The sequence below is a fragment of the Chitinophaga parva genome (assembly GCF_003071345.1).
GTDB classification, from domain to species: Bacteria; Bacteroidota; Bacteroidia; order Chitinophagales; family Chitinophagaceae; genus Chitinophaga; species Chitinophaga parva.
Genome location: NZ_QCYK01000002.1, coordinates 777,459 through 798,617 on the forward strand (window position 1 = coordinate 777,459; position 21,159 = coordinate 798,617).

Genomic DNA, 21,159 nt, shown 5'->3' on the forward strand with positions numbered 1-21,159 from the left:
TTTTTATCCCATTACATTTTTACCCCATGACCAGAAAAATTTTCCTGATTACCCTCCTGTCCCTATGGTGCTGCAAGCCGCTGGCAGCGCAGCAAAAGGCCCCCCGCGGGCAGATGCAGATCGTTTTTGACAGCGAAGGAAAGATCATTGCATTTCCCCCCGCGGTGCTTAAACAGCGTAAAGAAGTTGCATTTAAGGTAAAGGTGCCGATGGCCTATCTTGTTAAAGAGAATAGCCAGTTCCTGAAGTACCTGCAGCAAACACAAAAAACAGTAGACGGCACGGTAAATACCGTTTATACGTGCCTGTTAGGGTCGGCATACACAAACTACAAAAGCGACCTGGATGATATTGTGAGCGCCATGGAGGCGAAAGATTTTGTTACGTCGCAGCAGCAGCTGACTGCGCCTGTTCTGGATGCCAATAAATATATCCCGGCGGGCGATTTTGTGCGGCGGATGCTGGATAGCCAGTTCCAGGTAAAAATATACAATGGCGCCACCCTGCTGGTGGCCATCGATCTCAAACGGGCATACCGTGCAGGCGATTATGTTTACTTCAATGCTGGTAAAACCTTCCGCGGACTGGATTACAAGGCGCAATTGGAAGAGAGCACCACCGCGGCGAATGAATACAAATTCGTATTGCAGCGGCATGATCCCTTCAACGAAACGGTAGTGGATTGGTATAAACGCACGCTGGAAGGCATCCGGCAGGTGGACCCAGAGGAGATCAATTCCGGCCTGGTTCACATTGGTGATCCCGGTGCAAGTGTCTTCAACACCAGCTTGCGCAAACTCCAGCAATTGAATGCCTGGTTCACGGGCTGGTTGTGGTACACCAAAGGGGTACTGACACTGAACCCATTTGCAGTACCCACGGAAGATGCCCTGACAACGCTGGCAGACAAGATTGAAGAAAGAACCATTCACCTGGCACAGTTAAAGGAACGGGAGCAATTCATAGATAGCTGTATTGCGCAACTGCGTGCCCGGGAGCACAACCTGGACGCGCTGTCCCGCCTGCAGGCGGAAGCCGGGACCGTGCGCCTGGGCATTAAGAACGATTCTGCAAAGCTCAGCACTTTAAATGAAGCATATGCTGCCAGCACCACGCTGCAGGCAAAGCTGGCCAGGGTGCCCCAGCTTTACAGCGGCATGTTGTATACCTCCACCCTGGGCAACATTACCGTAATGAAGCAGTTTGATGCCGCAGTGAAATACCGGCTTGTCTATAAAAATGCGCACACCTTCATTGTTAACAAATGGTCGAAGGAAAGGGTGACCGAGGTGCCCGAGAATGAAAAAGTGATGTTGATGGTGGAGAACACCCCCACGAGTGTAAAGTTGAACATCGATGAAAAGAGACAGGATTTTGATGACCTGGAAGCATTTACAAAACTGGCTACGGAACTGCTGGCAAAGGTGGACTTTACCAGCGCCTTGTCTGCCACCAGCGTATCGGGGTTGGAGGCATTTACCCGGGCACTGGCGAATAAAGGTGGTGCCGGGGCTGTGTTTGGAGGGCCTATCGGTGGCAAGCCTGCAAATTGTGCGGTAGGCGGCCTTGCCCAGGATATGCTGGTATTACTGGCAGCAAAAGCAGATGGTTTTGCTTTACCCCATGACCTGGAGCCCATTACCCTCAAAGACGCTACCACAACAGATTACAGCGCCTACGTACAACAAGCGGCCCTGGATAAATATGAAGCCCCCTTCCGCGATAGCATCAGCATACAGGACGTTACCAAACCATCCGCCGCCAAAGACGTAGCCAAATCCTTCCTGAAGATCGGAGCACTCCGCCATGCGCAGATTGCCGCGGGTATTGCCATTGCCCGCAAACCCGTTTCTACAAACACAATAGACACCAGCGGCAATGGTTTCCGGGTGAGCGCATCGGACAATGCATCCAACGCCATCGTGGGTTTCAAACTGTACCCATTGAAAACATACAACCGCGATAACAGCATTATACCCCGCTATCCCCTGCGGCGGCTCAGTGTGTTTGGCGGGTTTGATATGCTGCATCCACTCAACAACTTTTACCTGGGCGGCGCTTACGACATTGTGCCCGGCCTGGCATTCACCGTGGGTAACAACTATTACAAACAAATGGCCTACACAGTGGCCAATAACAAGGTAACAGACACCAAAACCCGCTATGCCAGCGGCGGTACGTTCTACGCCGTGACGGTAAATCCTATTCTGTTTGTGCAGATCATTAAAACCTTCTTTAAGTAATATGAGAAAGCTATTGTTAACGATACTCTTACCCGGTATGGTCCTGCTGTCATGCGTGAAGAAAGGCGCAGAAGACCTGGGCGACCTGGGAGGGCCATTTACCCTGAGCGGGAAAGTATTAGTCTACGACACCCTGCGCGGTAACTACACATACCAGCAGGTACATCCGCTTACCATCTACCTGAAATATACGAGCGATAATACCGGTTACCTCACCTCCGTCAATGCTGATGCAGCCGGCCAGTACAGCTTCCAGGGCATAGATCCGGCAAAGGCCTACACCGTGTATGCCGCCATGGACAGCAGTGGGATGCACTACTCTGCCAGCAAAGACTACCCGGTAAGCAGCATTCATGACCGGCAATCCGATTCACTGGTGCTGTACCCCTCACAGGATAACCAGAACGGCATATTTTACCGGACGGTAGACAGTACCGGCGCCTTCCTGGCCGGCGCCAATGTATACCTCTTTACCAGCAAGGCTTCCCGCGATAACAGGGATACGCTCAGCAATGTATGGCATGCGCAGTCCGATGCGTTTGGCCGCGTGCTGAAAATGAACCTGGCGCCCGGCACCTATTACAGCTATGCCACTGCCGCGGGTAAGAACCAGCTCCTCAGCGGTACCGGCACGTTTACGCTGGAAGCTGCCGGAATAAAAAGCGATGTGTTGCAGCTGGGAAATGCAAATGTGAAGACCAACAGCCTGCAGGTATACCTGGTAGATATGGATCAATCGCCGGTGGCTAATTGCAACGTATACCTGTATAACAACAAAGCATTATGGAATAACCCCGACGATTCCACCGGTGCAGGTAGCATTGTGCCGGCATTGCATACAGACGCACAAGGCAAATGCCGGCAGCCGGACCTCCCCGCCGGAACCTACTATGTACGGGCCTTTGCGCGGTTTGGTACGCTCTCCGTACGTGGGTCTGATAGTTTTGGCGTAGGAGGTGATACGGTGACGGTGCGCAAAGTATTAGTGAAGATCACAACGCCGTAAAGCTAAATGGCCGTGCAAGCGGATATGCTGCACGGCCATTATTATTGCAGATAACAAAGTTATTTCCCGGAAATCTTCTCTACCCACCTGCGCATTACGCCCGTTACCTTGCGCAGTTCCCCCTCACTGATCACATAAGGCGGCATCAGGTACAATATATTGCCAATAGGCCGCAACCATACCCCTTCTTCCATGGCAAAGGGTTTGAAGCCCGCCAGCAGTTCCGCGTTCTCAAATTCCAGCACCCCGATGGCGCCCAGCGTGCGTTTGCTTACAATAGCGGGACTGTTGACAGCATCCAGTTCTTCGCGGATGATGGCATGGATCCGTGCCACCTTCTCCAGATAGTTTTCTGATTCGATGATGCGGATGCTTTCCAGGCCCACGGCGCAGGCCAGTGCATTGCCCATAAAAGTGGGGCCGTGCATCAATGCTTTTTCATCATCTTTTCCCAGGAAGCTGTTGAATACCGCATCTGTACTGAGTGTGGCGGCATGGCCCATGTAGCCTGCGGTAAGCGCCTTGCCTACGATCATAATATCCGGCGTTACGGCGGCGTGTTCCGCGGCAAACATTTTTCCCGTGCGCCCAAAGCCGGTGGCCACTTCGTCAAATATCAACAGCACATCGTATTGCGTACAGAGCGCCCGTGCCGCCTTTAGGTACAGGGGAGAATAGATGTGAAAGCCGCCCGCACACTGCACAATAGGCTCCACGATGAAGGCCGCAATGTGGGCATGGTTTTCTTTGAGTAATGCTTCCAGTTGGTCTATGGCTGGCTGCACCTGTTCTGGCGTGGCATCAAAACCACCGGTGGGGATGTCCAGCATATAGCCGCGGTGGAGCACCGCGGAAAATGCCCGGGTAAAGTCAGAGTCGTCGCCTACTTCCATGGCTTTGAAAGTATCACCATGATAGCCATTCCGCAGGGATAGGATCTTGTGTTTATTTTGTATGCCCAGGTTTTTCCAGTATTGAATGGCCATCTTCAGCGCTACTTCCACCCCGATGGAACCGCTGTCGGAAAAGAAGACGTGGTGGAGGCCTTCGCCAGCTTCCTGCCCGGGAAGGCGGGTAATGCGCACCAGTTCCGCGGCCCATTCCAGCGCGGGGCCGTGGGTCATGCCACCCAGCATTACGTGGGCAAATCTGGCAGCTTGCGCAGCCAGGGCGGCATTCAGGCGGGGATGATTGTAGCCGTGGATCACGGCCCACCAGGAAGAGATACCGTCTACCAGGGAGCGCCCATCTTCCAGTTGCATGATCACGCCATTGCCGGCTATCATTTTAGGCAGGCGGTCCACCTGCTTCATTTGCGTGTACGGGTACCAGAGCATAATCTTCACATTTTCAGGCACGCCATGCCGGCGTGGTAAAACAGGGGTCAAATATAGGGCTTTTGCGGGGAAGCCGCTTTTTAAAAGCCCGTCGTAGAGCTGGCGCCAGGGACGGTTGGGTGCGCTTTTGTCAATATCTTTATGACGATGTATAAAAATATTCCGGCACCCCTGTAATAAACCCTCCCCACCGGCGACTAACTATACAAAAGCATTTAACTTTTGGAAAAGCAATTCATAGAGATTATCAATACCCACCAGGGCCTCATCGGTAAGATCTGCAGGATGTACACCAGGAGTGCAGCCGATGCGGAGGACCTCTACCAGGAAATTATATTACAACTGTGGAAGTCTTTTCCCCGCTTTCAACAGGCTAGCAGTGTAAGCACCTGGATGTACCGGGTGGCGCTTAATACGGCCATCTCCGGCTTCCGCCGCCAAAGCCGCTCCCTGCTGCAGCAGGAGCTGAAACCGGAAGTTGCCGGACTGCCGGCCACAGACGCATCCCGCCTGGAAGTGCAGTACGGGCGGCAATTACAAGCCGCTATACAATCGCTCAACAAGTTTGACCGCTCCCTCATGCTGTTGTACCTGGAAGAGAAAACTTACCAGGAAATGGCAGAGATCCTTGGCATCGCTGTAAGCAACGTAGGGGTGAAGATCAACCGTATCAAAAAACAATTAAAGAACATTTTAAACGCCTGATGATGGAACTGGATGATTTAAAAGGCCGCTGGCAGACTGAGACCAATGCCCTGCAACAACACAGCCCCGAATACATAGCCCTGCTGCTAAAGAGCAAAACCACAGACCTGCACAGCCGGGTGAGAATGAAGTACCAGCGTATCCTCACCATCCTGCTGGGTAGCATGCTACTGCTGGTGATGGTGTTTCCCGTTATCGCAGATGGTTTTGCGTACCCGCATTCCGCCGCCGGGTTTGCCAAATGCATGGCGCTTTACCTGGTGCTGATCATTTTTTACTGGGAAAAATTTAAATATGTAAACCAGCTGGAACTGAGTGATGACATACAACCGCGCCTGCAGCAACTCCTGCAATACGCCCGCCATAGCCTCCGCCTGGAAGTGGGTTTTGTGCTGGTGTTTTTTATAGGTATCATGGTCCTTTCCCTGGTAACAAGGCATGACCATGCCGCATTTACCAACCCATCTGTGTGGGCCGGATTCAGCATCAGCTTTGTATTTGCGGCCGCCATGCTGGTGCTCATCATTAACAAACATCAACGGGTGATCCGCGAACTGAAGACCTACCTGGCGGAATACTGCCCGCAGTAGCGGGGTGTCCCCCAAAAACAATTTCCCATATCAACAAATTCCCCGATCAACAATTTCCAACATCCAATGATTTCCGGCCCCAACGCTAATCCCGCCTGATAACCCGCCTCCTGGAAAATCGAATTTGGAACAGGTGATTTCCCTGGTGTTGGAAATTGTTGATTGGAAATTTTTTCCCTCCCCAATGGCGGAACCTCCGCCTATCCGTGTCATTATCAATAGGAACAGCCGAAACTGATTCAAACGCGCACGTTATGCACTGCAGCGAAAGCCCTTGCTTTTTGCCGCCCGGAATAGCCATGCCTGCCCACTATGCGCACTGTTGCGCGCAGGCAGATACACATATCATGTTATGAAGTGAAAAGGTCCACGCATTATTCCTACCTGTTTTTTTATATCAAACATCGCAATTGTATGCACACAACCGATCCTTGCTATGTAACCGGCTTACTGCCCTCACAGCGCCGGCGTTATGCCAACTTCCTGCGCCCCGTATTGCGGGTGGTTAATGTACTTGCCATTTTACTGCTCGTTCTTGCCGGCGCCACTAAGGCCGGAACCCTTACTGGTACTGCCTTCTACGGGGATTCCACCATCACCGGCCGCATCGTGGATGAGAACAGCCATCCCCTGCCCGGTGCCACCGTGTCACTCAAGGCCAATCCCGCCCGTGGCGCTACAACAGATGCCACCGGCCACTTTGCCATCAATGCATCCGCCAATGATGTGCTGGTGATCACCTTCATTGGTTACAACCGCAAAGAAATACCCGTAGGGGCCCAGCGCCAGATCAACGTACAGCTGGAAGTATCAGCCACCAGCCTGGAAAAAGTAGTGGTAGTAGGTTACGGTACCCAGAAAAGGGGAGAGGTGACCGGCGCTATTTCTTCCGTGGATGCAGATGCCATGAAAGAGCAACCCGCTGCCAGCCTGCAGCAATCCCTGCAGGGCAAAACACCCGGCGTACAGATCACGCAGAACTCCGGCTCGCCCGGTAAGAATGCGGAAGTACGCGTGCGCGGCCTCACCTCTATCAACAATTCCGATGTACTGTACGTGGTGGACGGCGTACCCCTCACGGCCAACGGCATCAACGCCATTGATCCTGATAACATTGCTTCCGTGCAGATCCTCAAAGATGCTTCTTCCCAGGCCATCTACGGCTCCCGCGGTGCAAACGGTGTGGTACTTATTGAAACCAAGAAAGGCAGCCGCAATAACTCCCACGTGTATGTGAATGCTTACGCCGGCACCCAGCAGGTAAGGAAAAAACTGAAGCTGCTGAACACCCAGGATTTTATCATGCTGAACACGGAAGCATTTAAGAATGCCGGCCAGGCCTCACCCTGGACCAATCCTGCGCAGTACACCACTAACACCAACTGGCAGGATGCCATGTTCCAGACCGCGCCGGTGCAGAGCTACGATGTGGCCTTTGGTGGGGGCAGCGATAAGGTTACCTATCGTATGAGCGGCAACTACTTCAGCCAGGATGGTATCATCACTGGTTCTACGTTTAAGCGTGCTTCCTTCACACTCAATTCTTCTTTCCGCCCCATAGAAAAAGTGGAAGTAGGGGAGAATATTTCTGTGGCCAGGAGCACACAGATCCTGGTGGGCGAAGGGGCTACTAGCCGCGTGGATCTCCTGTCTGCCCTGAGCATGGACCCTTCCGTGCACATAAAGGATACTGCCGGCAACTACCTGCCCGCACGTTATTCTGATATTCAGAACCCGCTGGCCAGTATCAACTACACTTCCAAAAACCATCCTTACAACAACTGGTCTGTGGTAGGCAATACCTACCTGCAGGTGAAGCCTGTCAAGGACCTCACGCTGCGTTCCAGCCTGGCCATTGATCTCAACTTTGCAGACGATAAGGCTTTCACTCCTACTTACTACGTGTCTGCCTCCCAGAACAATCCTATTGCCAGCCTGTCCCAATCAAAGGCGGTAGGTTATAGCTGGACCTGGGATAACACCGCCACGTATGAAAAGCGCATTGCGGAAGATCACGAAATAAAAGTGCTGGCCGGTATTTCCGCGCAGCAGTACAGTTATGATTATGTAAGAGGCGCTAACCAGGGCCAGCCCGGCAATGCCGCTTACCTGCAATACCTGGATGCCGGTACGGCCAATCCCACGGTGGCCGGCAGCATGGTGCGCTGGAGCCTTTTGTCTTACATGGGCCGCGTGAATTATAACTTCCGCCAGAAGTATTTCCTCACCGGTACCATCCGCCGCGACGGCTCTTCCAAATTTGGAGAGAACAACAAGTACGGTAATTTCCCCTCTGCATCCGTAGGCTGGGCGCTGAGCAAAGAGAATTTCCTGCGCAATGCACATGCCGTCGACAACCTGATGCTGCGCGCCAGCTGGGGCATTGTGGGCAACCAGGCCAGCGCCGGTTATTACGATTTTGCATCCAATATCAATAACGGTTATTACGCCTTTGGCAGCAATCCACAGCTCACCGCGGAACCGGCAGGCCTGGGTAATCCTAACCTGAAATGGGAACAGGTGCGCCAGTTTGACCTGGGCCTGGACTTCAAGTTCCTGGAGGATTTCAGCGGTTACGTGGACTACTACGATAAGAAGACGAATAACATGCTGCTACGTATTCCCATCCTGTTTGAAAGCGGCTACTCCACCGGCCCCCTCACGAACGTGGCTTCCATGGCCAACGCTGGCCTGGAGTTCCAGCTGGACTGGAACCACACGTTTGGCAGCTTTAATGTGCATGCAGGCGGCAACTTTGCTACGCTGCATAATAAAGTACTGAGCCTGGAAAACGAAGGTGCACAGATCTTCAGCAGTCCCAATATGACCATGGCCGGCCACCGCGTGGCGGAGTTCTATGGTTATGTAGCAGATGGCGTATTCCAGAACCAGGGAGAGATAGACGCGCATCCCGGCCAGCCCAAAGCTGCCCCCGGCGATATCCGTTTCAAGGATCTCAATGGCGATAAGGTGATCGATGATAAAGACCAGACCTTCCTGGGTAGTCCCCTGCCTGACCTGCAGTATGGCTTCAGCGCAGGTGCCAGCTTTAAAGGCTTTGACCTGAACCTGTCATTCTTTGGGGTATCCGGCAGCAAGATCTACCAGTCTTACAAGTACAATACAAACGGCTTTTTTATTTCCAACTACAACATGGAAGAAGAAACCCTGGGCAGGTGGCATGGAGAAGGTACCAGCTACCGCATTCCCCGCCTGAACGCAGCAGATCCGAACTACAATGCAAGGGCATCCAGTTATTATTTGTCTAACGGTAACTACCTGCGCCTGCGCAATGTGACCCTGGGTTACAACTTCCCGCAGAAGATGATGGACCGGTGGAAGATCAATGGACTGCGCGTGTATGCATCTGCGCAGAACCTGTTTGTATTTACACACTACAATGGTTACGATCCCGAGATCGGTATTACGTTTGGCGGTAACGCCGGCACCCTCAACCTGGGCCAGGATAACGTGAACTATCCGCAGCCCCGCATCCTCACTGCCGGTGTAAACATTACCTTATAAAGACTACTGACATGAAAAAAATACTTGCACTTTCCATACTGGCTGTTACGGCAGCCTCCTGCTCTAAATTCCTGGATGAAGATCCTACCGCGCATCTTTCCACCTCCACCTACTATAAAACTGCTGCCGATGCGGAGGCCGCGGTGAACGCAGTGTACGCAGCCATGCGCCCGCAGAACTTTTTTGCGCTGGATACCCGCATTGCCGTGGGCGATATCATGAGCGATGACGCGGAAAAAGGCGGTGGCGGCGCTTCCGATGTAGCAGAGATGCAGCAGCTGAAGCTCTTCACCACGAAACCGGATAACAGTTATGTACAAGGCGCCTGGCAATACAATTACCACGGCGTTTACCTGGCAAACCTGGTGCTGGACAAGGTGCCGGCCATCGACATGAACCAGCAGGAAAAGCAGCACATCCTGGCCCAGGCCTATTTCCTGCGCGCTTATTTTAACCTGCAACTGGTGCAGCTTTTTGGCAACGTGCCGCTGATCACCAAGCCCCTGGAAACCGGCGAGTATAACCAACTGCAGGTAACACCCGACAAGGTGTGGGCGCAGATAGAAAGTGATGCAGACAGCGCCATCCTCTTCCTGCCCAAAGCATCTGACCTTACGGCAGACCAGCAGGGCAAGGCTACCATCGGTGCTGCACAATCCCTGCTCCTCTATGCTTACATGTGGCAAAAGAAGTGGACGCAGGCCCAGCAGACAGGGGATGCGATCATCACTTCCGGCCAGTATTCCCCTTCCGGTGATTATGCAAAGCTGTTCACCACCGCAGGTGAATTCAATCCCGGTTCTATCTTCGAGATCAATATGGCCAACATTCCCGGTAAGGGCGTAGGCTCTAACATTAACCTGTGGGAAAACGCCCGCAACACCTGGGGGTACGGCTTTGTAACCCCTACGCAGGACCTGGTGAATGCCTTTGAAAAAGGCGATCCCCGTTTGAAAGCCACCGTGATCGCCAACGGTGATGTGCTCTCTGATGGCTCGGTGGCCAATACCACCACCAGCCAGACGGGGTACTGGAATAAAAAATACTGGCTGCCTGCTGCCGAGATTCCTTTCAATGCTGGTGGCAGCGTGGCAGACGGCCCTACCAATGAACGCATCTTCCGCCTGGAAGTAGTGAAGCTGTGGACGGCGGAAGCAGCCCTGCACAACGGTGATGCGGCCCACGCTACAAAGCTGGTGAATGAAGTAAGGCTGCGCGCCCGCACCAGTGGCGGCAATACGGATATGAGCATCCTGCCGGATTACACCACCGTAACATTGGACAACGTGTACCATGAAATGCGCGTGGAAACAGCCCTGGGCGATCACCTGCGCTTCTTTGAACTGGTACGTACCGGCAAGGCGGCCACCACGCTGCCGGGCTATACAGATGGTGTAAATAACTACCTGCCTATTCCGTTGAGAGAGATCCAGCTGAGCAACGGTAAGCTGGTGCAAAACCATGGCTACTGATCATAACCCCGATACTAACCGTTCAAGACCGGCCATTGCGCCGGTCTTCTGTATGCTTTTTAAAACAGCGGCAAAATGCAGTAACCGTTTCAATGTGCCCTGTCGTTTTTAAACAGTTCTTACCATTTAACCTGCCATGCACCAGGCTGTCGCACCGGCGGCGGCCTTTTTGCATGATATCGCACTGCAAGCCATTCACTTAGGGACTTATCCACAAATCCGGAAAAAGTTTTCCACATATTCAATATTTTTTCAATCCCTGCTATCCCGCGCCCACAGGGACATTTCGCCCAAAACCCCCTGTTCCTGAGGCCCTTTTGAGCCCGGCGGGCATTCATTCTTATTACTTTTTTAAATAATTCCTAGTACCTTTAGAATCAATTCCCCCGTGGAATTACCCTATTTAATTCATTGTCAAGTTATTATAAAAGTTAATACGATAGGCAAAACCGACTATCCTATGCCGAACCGCTCCCTACAGGCGATAAGGCCGGGCTTACTATCCAGGTGAACGCGGAAGAAAGATGTTTAAGTGATGATGATCCTATGAATATGCACCCCTGATAGGCTGTACGCTTGTATGTCGGTATTCAGTTTTAAATCCTTGTACCGTTCCTATGAAAAGAACCTTTACACGGCATTTTCCTTTATTCCTATTGTTCATGCTTTTGAGCGTGCAACATGTTTTTGCTGTTGCTCCTTATCCATTGCAACGCTGGATGCATGCGGTGATGCCGCATGATGTGGCAGCGCCGTCTGCAAAGCCCCACGCCTTGCTGGCGCCTGCGACAACGGATGTATCTGTTTATGGTGATAATTTCCACTATGGAACCGATATCCCGTTGTATGTGACGTTTTCTGAACCTATTAACGTCAACCTGGGACTGGGCCCCATTACCCTTGATATAAGTATGTCAGACGGCACTTCAAGAACCTTTGTCTGTGTGGGTAGGGACCCTGCAGATAATACGTCGCTTGAGATGCATTATACTGTGCAGGATGGTGATTTTCAGGATAGTGGCAACCTGCCTTTTGCAGCCGCAGTGGTGGCACCTGCGGGGGCTATCACCTCACTGGCAGATGGCACTCCGGTGGACTTGTCCACCGCCGGCGCAACAGACGATACCTGGGGTAATTTTGTCTCCGGTGTAGTTCCGCATGTGGTACTTACTCCTGATCCCTTGCCCGCTAAGGTCAGCGGTACGTTTACCGTTACGGCTACCTTTTCCCCGGAAAGTATGATCGGGGTTACCCAAAGTATATTTACGGCGACCAATGCCACGCTTAGTGCCTTCCAGGATAATGTGGATGGCCAGCATAAAGTTTTTGCCATATCAGTAACTCCCATTGCTGATGGCCCGCTGACCGTGAGTATACCCGCAAATATGGCGGCGAACATTCAGAGCAACTACAACTTTGCGTCAAATGTATTAACTGCTACCGTAGATCAAACTGCGCCTTCCATTACAAGTGTGGATGTACCGCCTGATGATTATTATAACGCCACAAACACCCTGCAATTCACGGTACACTTTTCTGAAAATGTATTTGTAACGGGTACGCCTGTACTATACCTTAACATTGGCGGCACCCCCGTACAGGCTACTTACACCAGCGGCACCGGCAGCAGCGCACTTCTCTTCTCTTACCACATCCTGGATGGACAGGCAGATGCAGACGGCATTACCATAGATAGCCTTGGCCTCAACGGCTCCGCCACCATCGGGGACGATACCCATAACAACGCCAATCTCACCCTGAACGGCGTGCCGTCTACCGCCGGCGTAAAAGTAAACACCACCCACCCCACGGTAACCCTCACCACCGCCGCACCCGCCGTGGTGAATGGGCCCTTTAACGTTACCGCCACCTTCAGTGAGTGGGTAAGCGGCCTCGATGCGTTTGACTTTACCATCGTAAACGGCAGCGTTAATGCCCCCACCACTTCAGATAATATCACGTACACCTTCCAGGTAGTACCCGCCACACCTGACCAGCCGGTAAGCATTACCCTGCCCGCAGACAAGGCAGAAAACATTGGTCACAACGGCAACCTGGCTTCCAATACCATCTCCCTCCAGTTTGATCCCACCGCGCCTGCCATCACTGTGATAGAAGGCCCTGCCAATGCAACTTATATCGCCGGCCAGGACCTCACCTTCAAAGTAGTGTTCAGCGAAAAAGTAAATGTAACGGGCGTGCCCTACCTGGACCTTAATATTGGCGGCACCACCGTGCAGGCACAATACCAGTCCGGCACCGGTGATTCCGTGCTCTATTTCAAATACACGGTAGTAGACGGTAACCATGATGCCGATGGCATAGGCGTAACAGCTGCCAATGCAGGTACCGGCACCATCAAAGACATTGCCACCAATGATGCAGACCTTACGATAAATCCCGCTGTGGTAGCGGATCTTACTGGCGTGCTGGTAAATACACAGCATCCCGCGGTAACCATTACCGGTCCCTCCACTTCCGCTTCTTCCGTAAATGTGACCATTACCTTCAGCGAGGCAATGGGTGCAGTGGATGCCGGCAAGTTCATCCTCGGTGGTACCGTGACCGGCACTTCGCTCACAGGGCTGACTACCTTAGACAATATCACTTATACCGGCACCCTCAACTTCCCGGCCAATGTAACGGGAACGGTTACACTCTCTTTACCGGCGGATGTAGTAAAAAGCGCCGTGGGCAATAATAACCAGGCCAGCAATGTGTACACGGTGAACGTGGACAATGCAGGCCCCGTGGTGACCGCCGTAAGCGGCCCGGCTGATAAGACCTATAGACAAGGCGAGCAGCTGCAATTCACTGTTACGTTCAATGAACCGGTAACCGTGGACCAAACCGGCGGAACGCCCCAGCTGCCCATCATCATTGGCAGCAGCACCGTGTGGGCCGATTATGTGAGCGGTACAGGTACCACCCAGCTGGTTTTCAGCTACACGGTATTGCCCAATCAATATGATGCAGACGGTGTAACTACCGGTACTGACCTTGCTGCAAATGGAGGCACTCTCCAGGATGCATTGGGTAACGACGCCAGCCTTACGCTGCACAACGTGGCAGCTACCACCGGCGTGCTGGTAAATGCCCGCATACCTTCGGTAACACTGGGCCCCGTGGCGCCCGGCGTAACAGGGCCTTTCACCGTAACCGCTACCTTCAGTGAAAAAGTGACTGGCTTTGATGCCACGGATGTCACCCTGGTGAATGGTACCGCCGGCACCCCGGTGAGCAGTGATGGCGGCAAAACCTACACCTTCACCGTAACGCCCGCGGCAGATGGTACCGTGTCTGTGACTATCCCGGCCAATGCCGCTTTCAATACCGGCAACAACGGCAACACGGCTTCCAATACCATTACCACCACCGCAGATGTTACAGCACCTTATATCACCAGCGTAGACGTGCCCGCACCACTGGTGTACAACAGTTCCATGGTGCTCACCTTCCAGGTGCACTTCAGTGAGAACGCCGTGGTGACCAATGTACCCGGGCTGCCCATCGACATTGGGGGGCAAACGCGCGAAGCTATCTACACCGGTGGTACCGGCACGGATACGTGGAGCTTTGCCTACCTGGTGCAGGATGGCGACCAGGATATGGATGGCATTACCCTGGGCACTGCGTTGGACATCAGTACCTCCATTATCCGCGATGCCGCCGGCAACGATGCGGATGTGACCCTGCATAACGTGGGCAACACCACCGGGGTAAAAGTGAATACCGCACATCCCACGGTAACGCTTTCCGGTGCACCGGCCAGCGCACATACGCCTTTTACCATCACGGCTACGTTCAGTGAAGTGGTGACCGGCCTGGCTGTTACGGATTTCTCCGCCCCCAACGGTGCTACCTTCAGCAACCTGCAATCTGCAGACGGCATTACCTACACGGTATTGGTAACGCCCACGGCTGATGGTACGCTGACCATCTCCCTGCCGGCAAACATTGCTGTGAATGTGGGCAACAATGGCAACCTCGCATCCAATACCCTGAGCTCCAGCGTGGACGTAAGCGCGCCCGCAGTGACCAGCGTGGATGTACCGGCCAATGCCACTTACAAAACAGGACAGGTGCTTAACTTCACCGTACATTTCAGTGAAGTGGTGAATGTGACCGGCAACCCCGCCTTGCCCATCACCATTGGCACACAGACCGTACTGGCCGCTTACACCGGCGGCGCTGGTACCACTGCGCTCACCTTTGCCTACACCATCCTGGATGGGCAGATGGACCTGGACGGCATAGCCCTGGCAGCCAGCCTGCTGCCCAATGGCGCCACCATCCAGGATGCAGCCACCAATAATGCAAACCTTACGCTCAATAACGTAGCCGCTACTAACAACGTGCTGGTAAACACCAGCCATCCCACGGTAGTGATCACCGGACCTGCTACGGCCAGCGGCACTTTCACGGCCACGGTTACTTTCAGCGCGGTGATGACTGGCGTTACGTTGTCTGATTTTGCAGTGACCAACGGCACCTTATCCAACCTGGTTACTACGGATGATGTGACCTATACAGTAGATGTTACGCCTGCGGCGGATGGCAGCCTTACATTGATGCTCCCGGCCGATGTGGCGCAGAACAGTATTGGCAGTGGCAACCAGGCTTCCAATACACTCTCGGTGAATATAACATTGCCGGTGCCCGAGATCACCCAGGTGGATGTGCCGGTGAATGGCACGTATACTACCGGCCAGGATCTCACGTTCACGGTGCATTTCAGTGAAGTGGTGAATGTGACCGGTACGCCGGCATTGCCCGTTACCATTGGCACACAAACGGTGTTGGCCACTTATGTAAGTGGAACGGGCTCGGACATACTCACTTTCAGCTACACCGTGCTGGATGGACAAATGGACCTGGACGGCATTTCCCTGGCAACCAGCCTGCTGCCCAATGGCGCCACGATCCGCGATGCGGCCGCGCGTGACGCAGACTTTACCCTGCACAATGTAGCCTCCACTACCAATGTGCTGGTAAACACCCACCTCCCCACGGTGGTGATCAGTGGCCCTGCTACCATCTCGTCTTCCTTCACTGCCACTATTACTTTCAGTGAAGCCATGACCGGCCTTACCTTGTCAGACTTCCTGGTAAGCAATGCCACGCTCACTAATCTTACTACTACAGACGGTATTGTATACACGGTAGACGTAACGCCGGTAGCAGACGGCAGCCTGACCCTGCAACTGCCTGCCAACGTGGCCGTGAACACCCAGGCCGCCGGCAACAAAGCTTCTAATATCCTTACGGTAACCGCAGACCTGGCGGTGCCCGTGATCACCCAGGTGGATGTACCGGCCGATAATATCTACAACGCCGGTAGTGTCCTCACCTTTACCGTGCATTACAGCGAAAATGTAGCGATAACGGGCACGCCTAAACTGCCCATCATTATTGGCACCCAGCCGGTGCAGGCCAGTTACGTAAGTGGCAGCGGCACCAACCTGCTGGTATTTACCTACACGGTGCAGAATGGCGACCTGGATATGGATGGCATTGCCCTGGGCTCCGCACTCATACTGAATGGCGGCAGCATCAAGGATGGCATCAGCAACGATGGCGTGCTTACGCTCAACAATATTGCCTCCACGGCCAATGTGCTGGTCAATACCGCGCATCCCACGGTGGTGATCTCTTCCCCGGCGCCCACGGTAACCGCGCCCTTCTCTATCACCATCACCTTCAGCGAAGCGGTGACCGGCTTTACCAGCAGCGATTTTGTGCTGACCAATGCCACGGTGAGCAACCTGCAAACTTCAGATAACAAAGTGTACACAGCCCTGGTAATACCCGGCGCGGCAGGTACCCTGAGCATAGACATCCCGGCAGATGTGGCCATGAACGCGGCCAACAATGGCAACACGGCTTCCAATACCGTGAGCACCATGGTAGACTTTAACGCGCCTTACATCACGCAGGTGAATGTGCCTGCAGACAATACCTACCACAGCGGTGATGTACTGTCATTCAGCGTTACATTCAATAAAGGCGTGTACGTAACGGGCACACCCTCACTGGATATTATTATCGGTGCCAAAACCGCGCAGGCTACACTGGTATCCGGCTCCGGCACGGGTGTGCTCACCTTTAATTACACCGTGGTGGATGGTGATTATGATATGGATGGTATAGCGCTTACCACCTCCCTGAACCTGAATGGTGGCACCATTACCGATGCAAACAGCAATAATGCGGATGTAACCGTGAAGAACGCGGCCAGCACCAGCAATATTTTTGTGAATGCGATCCGCCCCTCCGTGGTGCTGACCGGTACCGGCACCGGCAGTGCGCCGTTCACGATCACCATCACCTTCAGCGAAGCTGTGACCGGCCTTACTGCGGCAGATTTTGCCATTGTAAATGCAACCGGCAGCAACCTGCAAACCACGGATAACAAAACTTACACCTTGCTGATCACACCTGGCGGCGGCGGTACCATTACTATTAACCTGCCGGCAAACATGGCCCAGAACGCAGGTGGCAATGGCAATACCGCTTCCAATACCCTGAGCATCAGCGTGGGTAGCCCGGCACCGGTGATCAATACACCACCGGCTTTCCAGGCGGTAGAGCACAGCCCTGTGGGCACTGCTGTGGGCACGCTCACCGCCACGGCCAGCACCGGTACCCTGCAGCAATGGACCATCACCAGCGATAATTCCGGCGGCGCCTTCCAGATCGATCCCAATACCGGTGAGATCACCGTGAAGGATGTAACCCTGCTGGATGCCAAAGTGTACAGCACCGTAACCCTCACCGTAACGGTAAGCGATGGCTTTAACACCAGCGCACCGGCCACAGTACATATCAGTGTAACACCTGCACCCGCTGCAGTGAACCAGGCTCCCATACTGGATGCAGTGACGGATAAACAAACCTGCGCGGTGCCAGCCAAGCAAAGTATCCAGCTCACCGGCGGCTCGCCTGTAGAAGCCGGCCAGCAGCTTACCTACACCATCAGCGCAGATAAAGACTTCTTTACCGCGCTGACCATCAATAACAGTGGGTTGATCTCCTACACCCTGAAACCCAATACCACCGGTAAAGTGAACTTCACGGTAGTGTTGAAAGATGATGGCGGTACGGCCAATGGTGGTGTGGATAGCCTGCGTGTCACCTTTGCCCTCACCATTAATGCGCTGCCGGATGTAAGCATCTCCGCAGACAAGGAGGGAGAGATCAACCAGGGTGAATCCCTCACGCTTACTGCCGATGCACCGGGCGCCAGCCAATATGCCTGGAACACCGGCGCAGAAGGCCGCCAGCTGAACGTGCAGCCCAGTGAGGATACTACCTACATGGTAACAGCCAGCACCGGCAATGGCTGCACCAGCAGCGCGTCTTACAACGTGCGTGTGAAACCCGCACCCGATACGAAGATCACGGCTACCAACTTCCTGACGCCGAACGGGGATGGCCGCAATGACCGCTGGATAGTAACGAACCTGCAGAACTACGGCACTTACGACATCACCATCTTTGACCGCGCCGGCCGCATCGTGTACTATACCCGCAATTACAACAACGATTGGGGTGGTACCGCTAATGGCGACCCGCTGGCAGAAGGAACCTATTACTATGTTATCAATGTGCAGGGGCAGCAACCGGTAAAAGGGTTTGTTACCATTGTGCGGGATATCAAAAAATAATTAAAACCAGAAGACGTGCAATTCTCTATCCGTTCACTCTTGTTGGGCATTTTATTGGCCGCCTTTTGCGGCAGCGCCTCCCTGGCGCAGTCGCTCAATAAAGCAGAAGCACTGCTGGAGCCTTCCGCTACCCAGTATTTCCAGAACCAGTACCTGGCCAATTCCGCCATGGCGGGCCTGGATACAGGGCTGCATATAAATGTGGCGTACCGTAAGCAGTGGGCCGGCATTCAAGGGGCCCCGGTCACGCAAAGCATTACGGCCGACTACCGGGCTACAGACCGCGTGGGCGTTGGCTTCCACCTCATGAGTGACCAGGCAGGCCTGATAGACCGCACCAAAGCAGGCCTTACTTATGCCTACCACCTGCCGCTCGATGAGAAGGGTACGCACCTGAGCTTTGGCCTGTCCCTGGCGCTGGACCTGCAACACCTGGATGTAACCAAGCTGAATGGAGACCTGGATGATCCGTCCATCAGCCGTTACAACCGCCGTGATAACTATTTTGAAGGGGAGTTTGGGGTGGCGTACACCAGTGAGCACCTGGGCGCACAACTGGCCCTGCCCAACGTGCGCAGCCTTTTTACCGGCGATGATAAAACCGTGGATGGCGGCACGCTGTACTATGCCGCATTGTCTTACCGCTTCCTGCCGGAAAGCGGTGCGGTAAACAGCCTGGAACCTAAAATAGCCTACCGCGGTGTAAGGGGCTACCAGCCTATCTTTGACGCGGGTGTAAACCTTGTGTTCCTGAATAACGTGGTGAATATGATGGCCCTGTACCACACTTCCAAGAGTGTGACGGCCGGCGTTGGTTTTAATATCAAACAGTCTGTGATGGTGCACGCCATGTACACCTCGCAGACAGGCGGCATGAAAACGTACGTGGATGGCGCTTTTGAGGTGGGCCTTACCCTCAATCTTTTCCGCCAGGCACCGGAGAATCAATGAACAGTTGAACCATTAATGGTTAATAAAAGCGCCCCGCTTCAGCAAGAAGCGGGGCGCGGTGTTTATGGAGCATAGGGTACAAACAACAGATGTTAAAGGCCGGCTTTGATCTCTTCCAATGTATCGCGGAACGCAGGGTGACGACGGATGTCCGTGTTCCAGGCCAGGTCCCGTCCTATAAGGTCTATCTCTCCCTTGATGGTGGCGCCTTCCCCTTCGGCAGTCTTGCCCAGGATATACACCGTGTCCGAGATAGCCACGCAGGTTTCAATGTCGTGAGATACAATGATCAGGGTTTTTAACTCATTTGACACCGATACCTGCAGCAGCATGTCTACCACCTTGTCCAGCACACATACATCCAGCCCGGAAAAGGGCTCGTCCATCAGCAGGTAGTTGCTGCCTTTGAGCAACTGCTGGATGATGCTGGCGCGCTGGCGCTGGCCGCCGGAAAGCTGTTGCGGGTACTTCTGCAGGCTCTCCGTGATGTCAAAGGCGCCGGCCCATCTGGCAATGGCGTCTTGCTCATTGCCCCGCAGTGCAGGGTTCTGGAGGGCCGCCATCATCAGCGACTGGTAGATGGTCTTCCACTCAAACAGGTAGTAGTGCTGGAACACCACGCCCATATCGCCGGCCTTTACTTCTTTATCATTTTCTATTCTGATGGTGCCGGATGTAGGTTTTTGTAAACCTGCCAGCAGGCGGAAAAGCTGGGTTTTACCCATCCCGCTGCGGCCCAGGAGCGATACCACCTGGCCTTGCTCCACGCCGGGGCGCACAATGTTGCGGATGCTGAAGTTGATGTCCTGTAATACATGATAGCCGTCGTAATCCAGGCATACATGTTCTGCGCGCAGCAATACTTGTTCTTTACTATGAGGAGTCATCATTATTTAGTTAAACGGGTGTAAGGAAATAACCACAGGCGCAGGTGTGCCAGCAGGAAGTCGAACAGGAGGCCTATGCCAAAGATCACCACCTGCAGGGCCAGCACATTGGTCAGGTCATTGTATTTATTGTATTTGATCAGCAGTGCGCCAATGCCGCCTTCACTCATGTTCAGGCCTTCCACCATGGTGATCATCAGCCACGCAATGGCAAAGTTTTGCTGCAGGATCTCCAGCACTTTATCCGCCTTGCCCACGATGATCACTTCATAGAGCGTGCGCCAGTTACTGTATCCCAGCGTTTTGCACAGGTCATATTCCCCGTGGGAGATGTGTACGATCACGCTCAGGAAAGATGTGACAAAGAAGGGCACAATGCCGCAGATCAGTAGCCACAGTTTCAGGCTGCTGCCGTTGTGGGTGAGCAGGGTGAATACGAAGATGAGACCCGCCAGCGTGAGGTAGCGGCATGCCACAATGAACTGGGCCATGCTCTTAAAGAACGGCAGCACAGACAGGTAGCAGAAAAGCAGCGTGATCACGATGGCATAGAACATGGCCTGCACTGTAAGCCCCAGGCTCACCAGCACGTTATCGATGAGCAGCTTACTGGTGGAGAGTTTCAGCAGGGCGCCGCCAATGTGGCTGGGCGCAGGAAGCAGGCCGGTGGCACTGGTTTGCCAGATGGCGAGTGCTGCAGCCACCTGCAGCACTACCATGATGGCAAAGGTTTGTTTGTTGATAACCGCAAAGGGTTGCAATAATTTTTTCATATA

Annotated in this window: 11 protein-coding genes; 8 read left to right on the top strand and 3 right to left on the bottom strand. The window is 53.5% G+C overall.

Features of this window, described 5'->3' with window-relative positions; genetic code table 11:
• Positions 1–26: 26 nt before the first annotated feature.
• Both DCC81_RS13640 and DCC81_RS13645 read left to right on the top strand, forming a co-directional pair.
• Positions 27–2,243: a hypothetical protein gene (locus DCC81_RS13640; protein ID WP_108687178.1), complete on the top strand. Its 2,217-nt coding sequence runs from the start codon at positions 27–29 to the stop codon at positions 2,241–2,243.
• A gap of 1 nt (position 2,244) precedes the next feature.
• The gene (locus DCC81_RS13645; RefSeq protein ID WP_133177661.1) at positions 2,245–3,249 is read left to right on the top strand and encodes an MSCRAMM family protein; all 1,005 of its coding nucleotides are present in this window, start codon (positions 2,245–2,247) and stop codon (positions 3,247–3,249) included.
• Between the two features lie 59 nt (positions 3,250–3,308).
• On the opposite strand, the gene bioA is transcribed toward DCC81_RS13645, so the two are convergent.
• Positions 3,309–4,586 carry an adenosylmethionine--8-amino-7-oxononanoate transaminase gene (bioA, locus tag DCC81_RS13650; protein ID WP_108688236.1) on the bottom strand — a complete coding sequence of 426 codons (1,278 nt, stop codon included), beginning with the start codon at positions 4,584–4,586 and terminating at the stop codon, positions 3,309–3,311.
• 222 nt (positions 4,587–4,808) lie between these two features.
• On the opposite strand from bioA, the gene DCC81_RS13655 reads away from it, so the two are divergent.
• The 6 genes from DCC81_RS13655 to DCC81_RS13680 all read left to right on the top strand — a co-directional run bounded on the left by DCC81_RS13655 (position 4,809) and on the right by DCC81_RS13680 (position 19,496).
• Entirely contained in the window at positions 4,809–5,291 is a 483-nt protein-coding gene (locus tag DCC81_RS13655) for an RNA polymerase sigma factor (RefSeq protein ID WP_108687180.1), read from the top strand.
• A gap of 2 nt (positions 5,292–5,293) precedes the next feature.
• Positions 5,294–5,881 (top strand): hypothetical protein, encoded by a 588-nt coding sequence (locus DCC81_RS13660; protein WP_133177662.1) that lies wholly within the window; start codon positions 5,294–5,296, stop codon positions 5,879–5,881.
• 414 nt (positions 5,882–6,295) lie between these two features.
• Positions 6,296–9,406, top strand: a complete 3,111-nt coding sequence (locus DCC81_RS13665; protein WP_165806574.1) for a SusC/RagA family TonB-linked outer membrane protein — start codon at positions 6,296–6,298, stop codon at positions 9,404–9,406.
• Positions 9,407–9,417: 11 nt separating this feature from the next.
• Entirely contained in the window at positions 9,418–10,878 is a 1,461-nt protein-coding gene (locus DCC81_RS13670) for a RagB/SusD family nutrient uptake outer membrane protein (RefSeq protein ID WP_108687183.1), read from the top strand.
• 617 nt (positions 10,879–11,495) lie between these two features.
• Positions 11,496–18,545, top strand: coding sequence for an Ig-like domain-containing protein (locus DCC81_RS13675; RefSeq protein ID WP_108687184.1), 7,050 nt, complete (start codon positions 11,496–11,498; stop codon positions 18,543–18,545).
• 15 nt (positions 18,546–18,560) lie between these two features.
• A complete protein-coding gene (locus tag DCC81_RS13680; protein WP_108687185.1) occupies positions 18,561–19,496 on the top strand; it encodes a PorP/SprF family type IX secretion system membrane protein in 936 nt (311 codons plus the stop codon).
• A 92-nt stretch (positions 19,497–19,588) separates the two neighbouring features.
• Here the strand turns inward: DCC81_RS13680 and DCC81_RS13685 are convergent, their stop codons facing one another.
• Together DCC81_RS13685 and DCC81_RS13690 are read right to left on the bottom strand one after the other, a co-directional pair.
• Complete coding sequence (locus tag DCC81_RS13685) at positions 19,589–20,386, bottom strand: ATP-binding cassette domain-containing protein (protein WP_108687186.1); 798 nt, start codon at positions 20,384–20,386, stop codon at positions 19,589–19,591.
• Positions 20,386–21,156, bottom strand: a complete 771-nt coding sequence (locus DCC81_RS13690; RefSeq protein WP_133177663.1) for an ABC transporter permease — start codon at positions 21,154–21,156, stop codon at positions 20,386–20,388. The genes DCC81_RS13685 and DCC81_RS13690 overlap by 1 nt, the downstream gene beginning before the upstream one ends.
• Positions 21,157–21,159 lie beyond the last annotated feature (3 nt).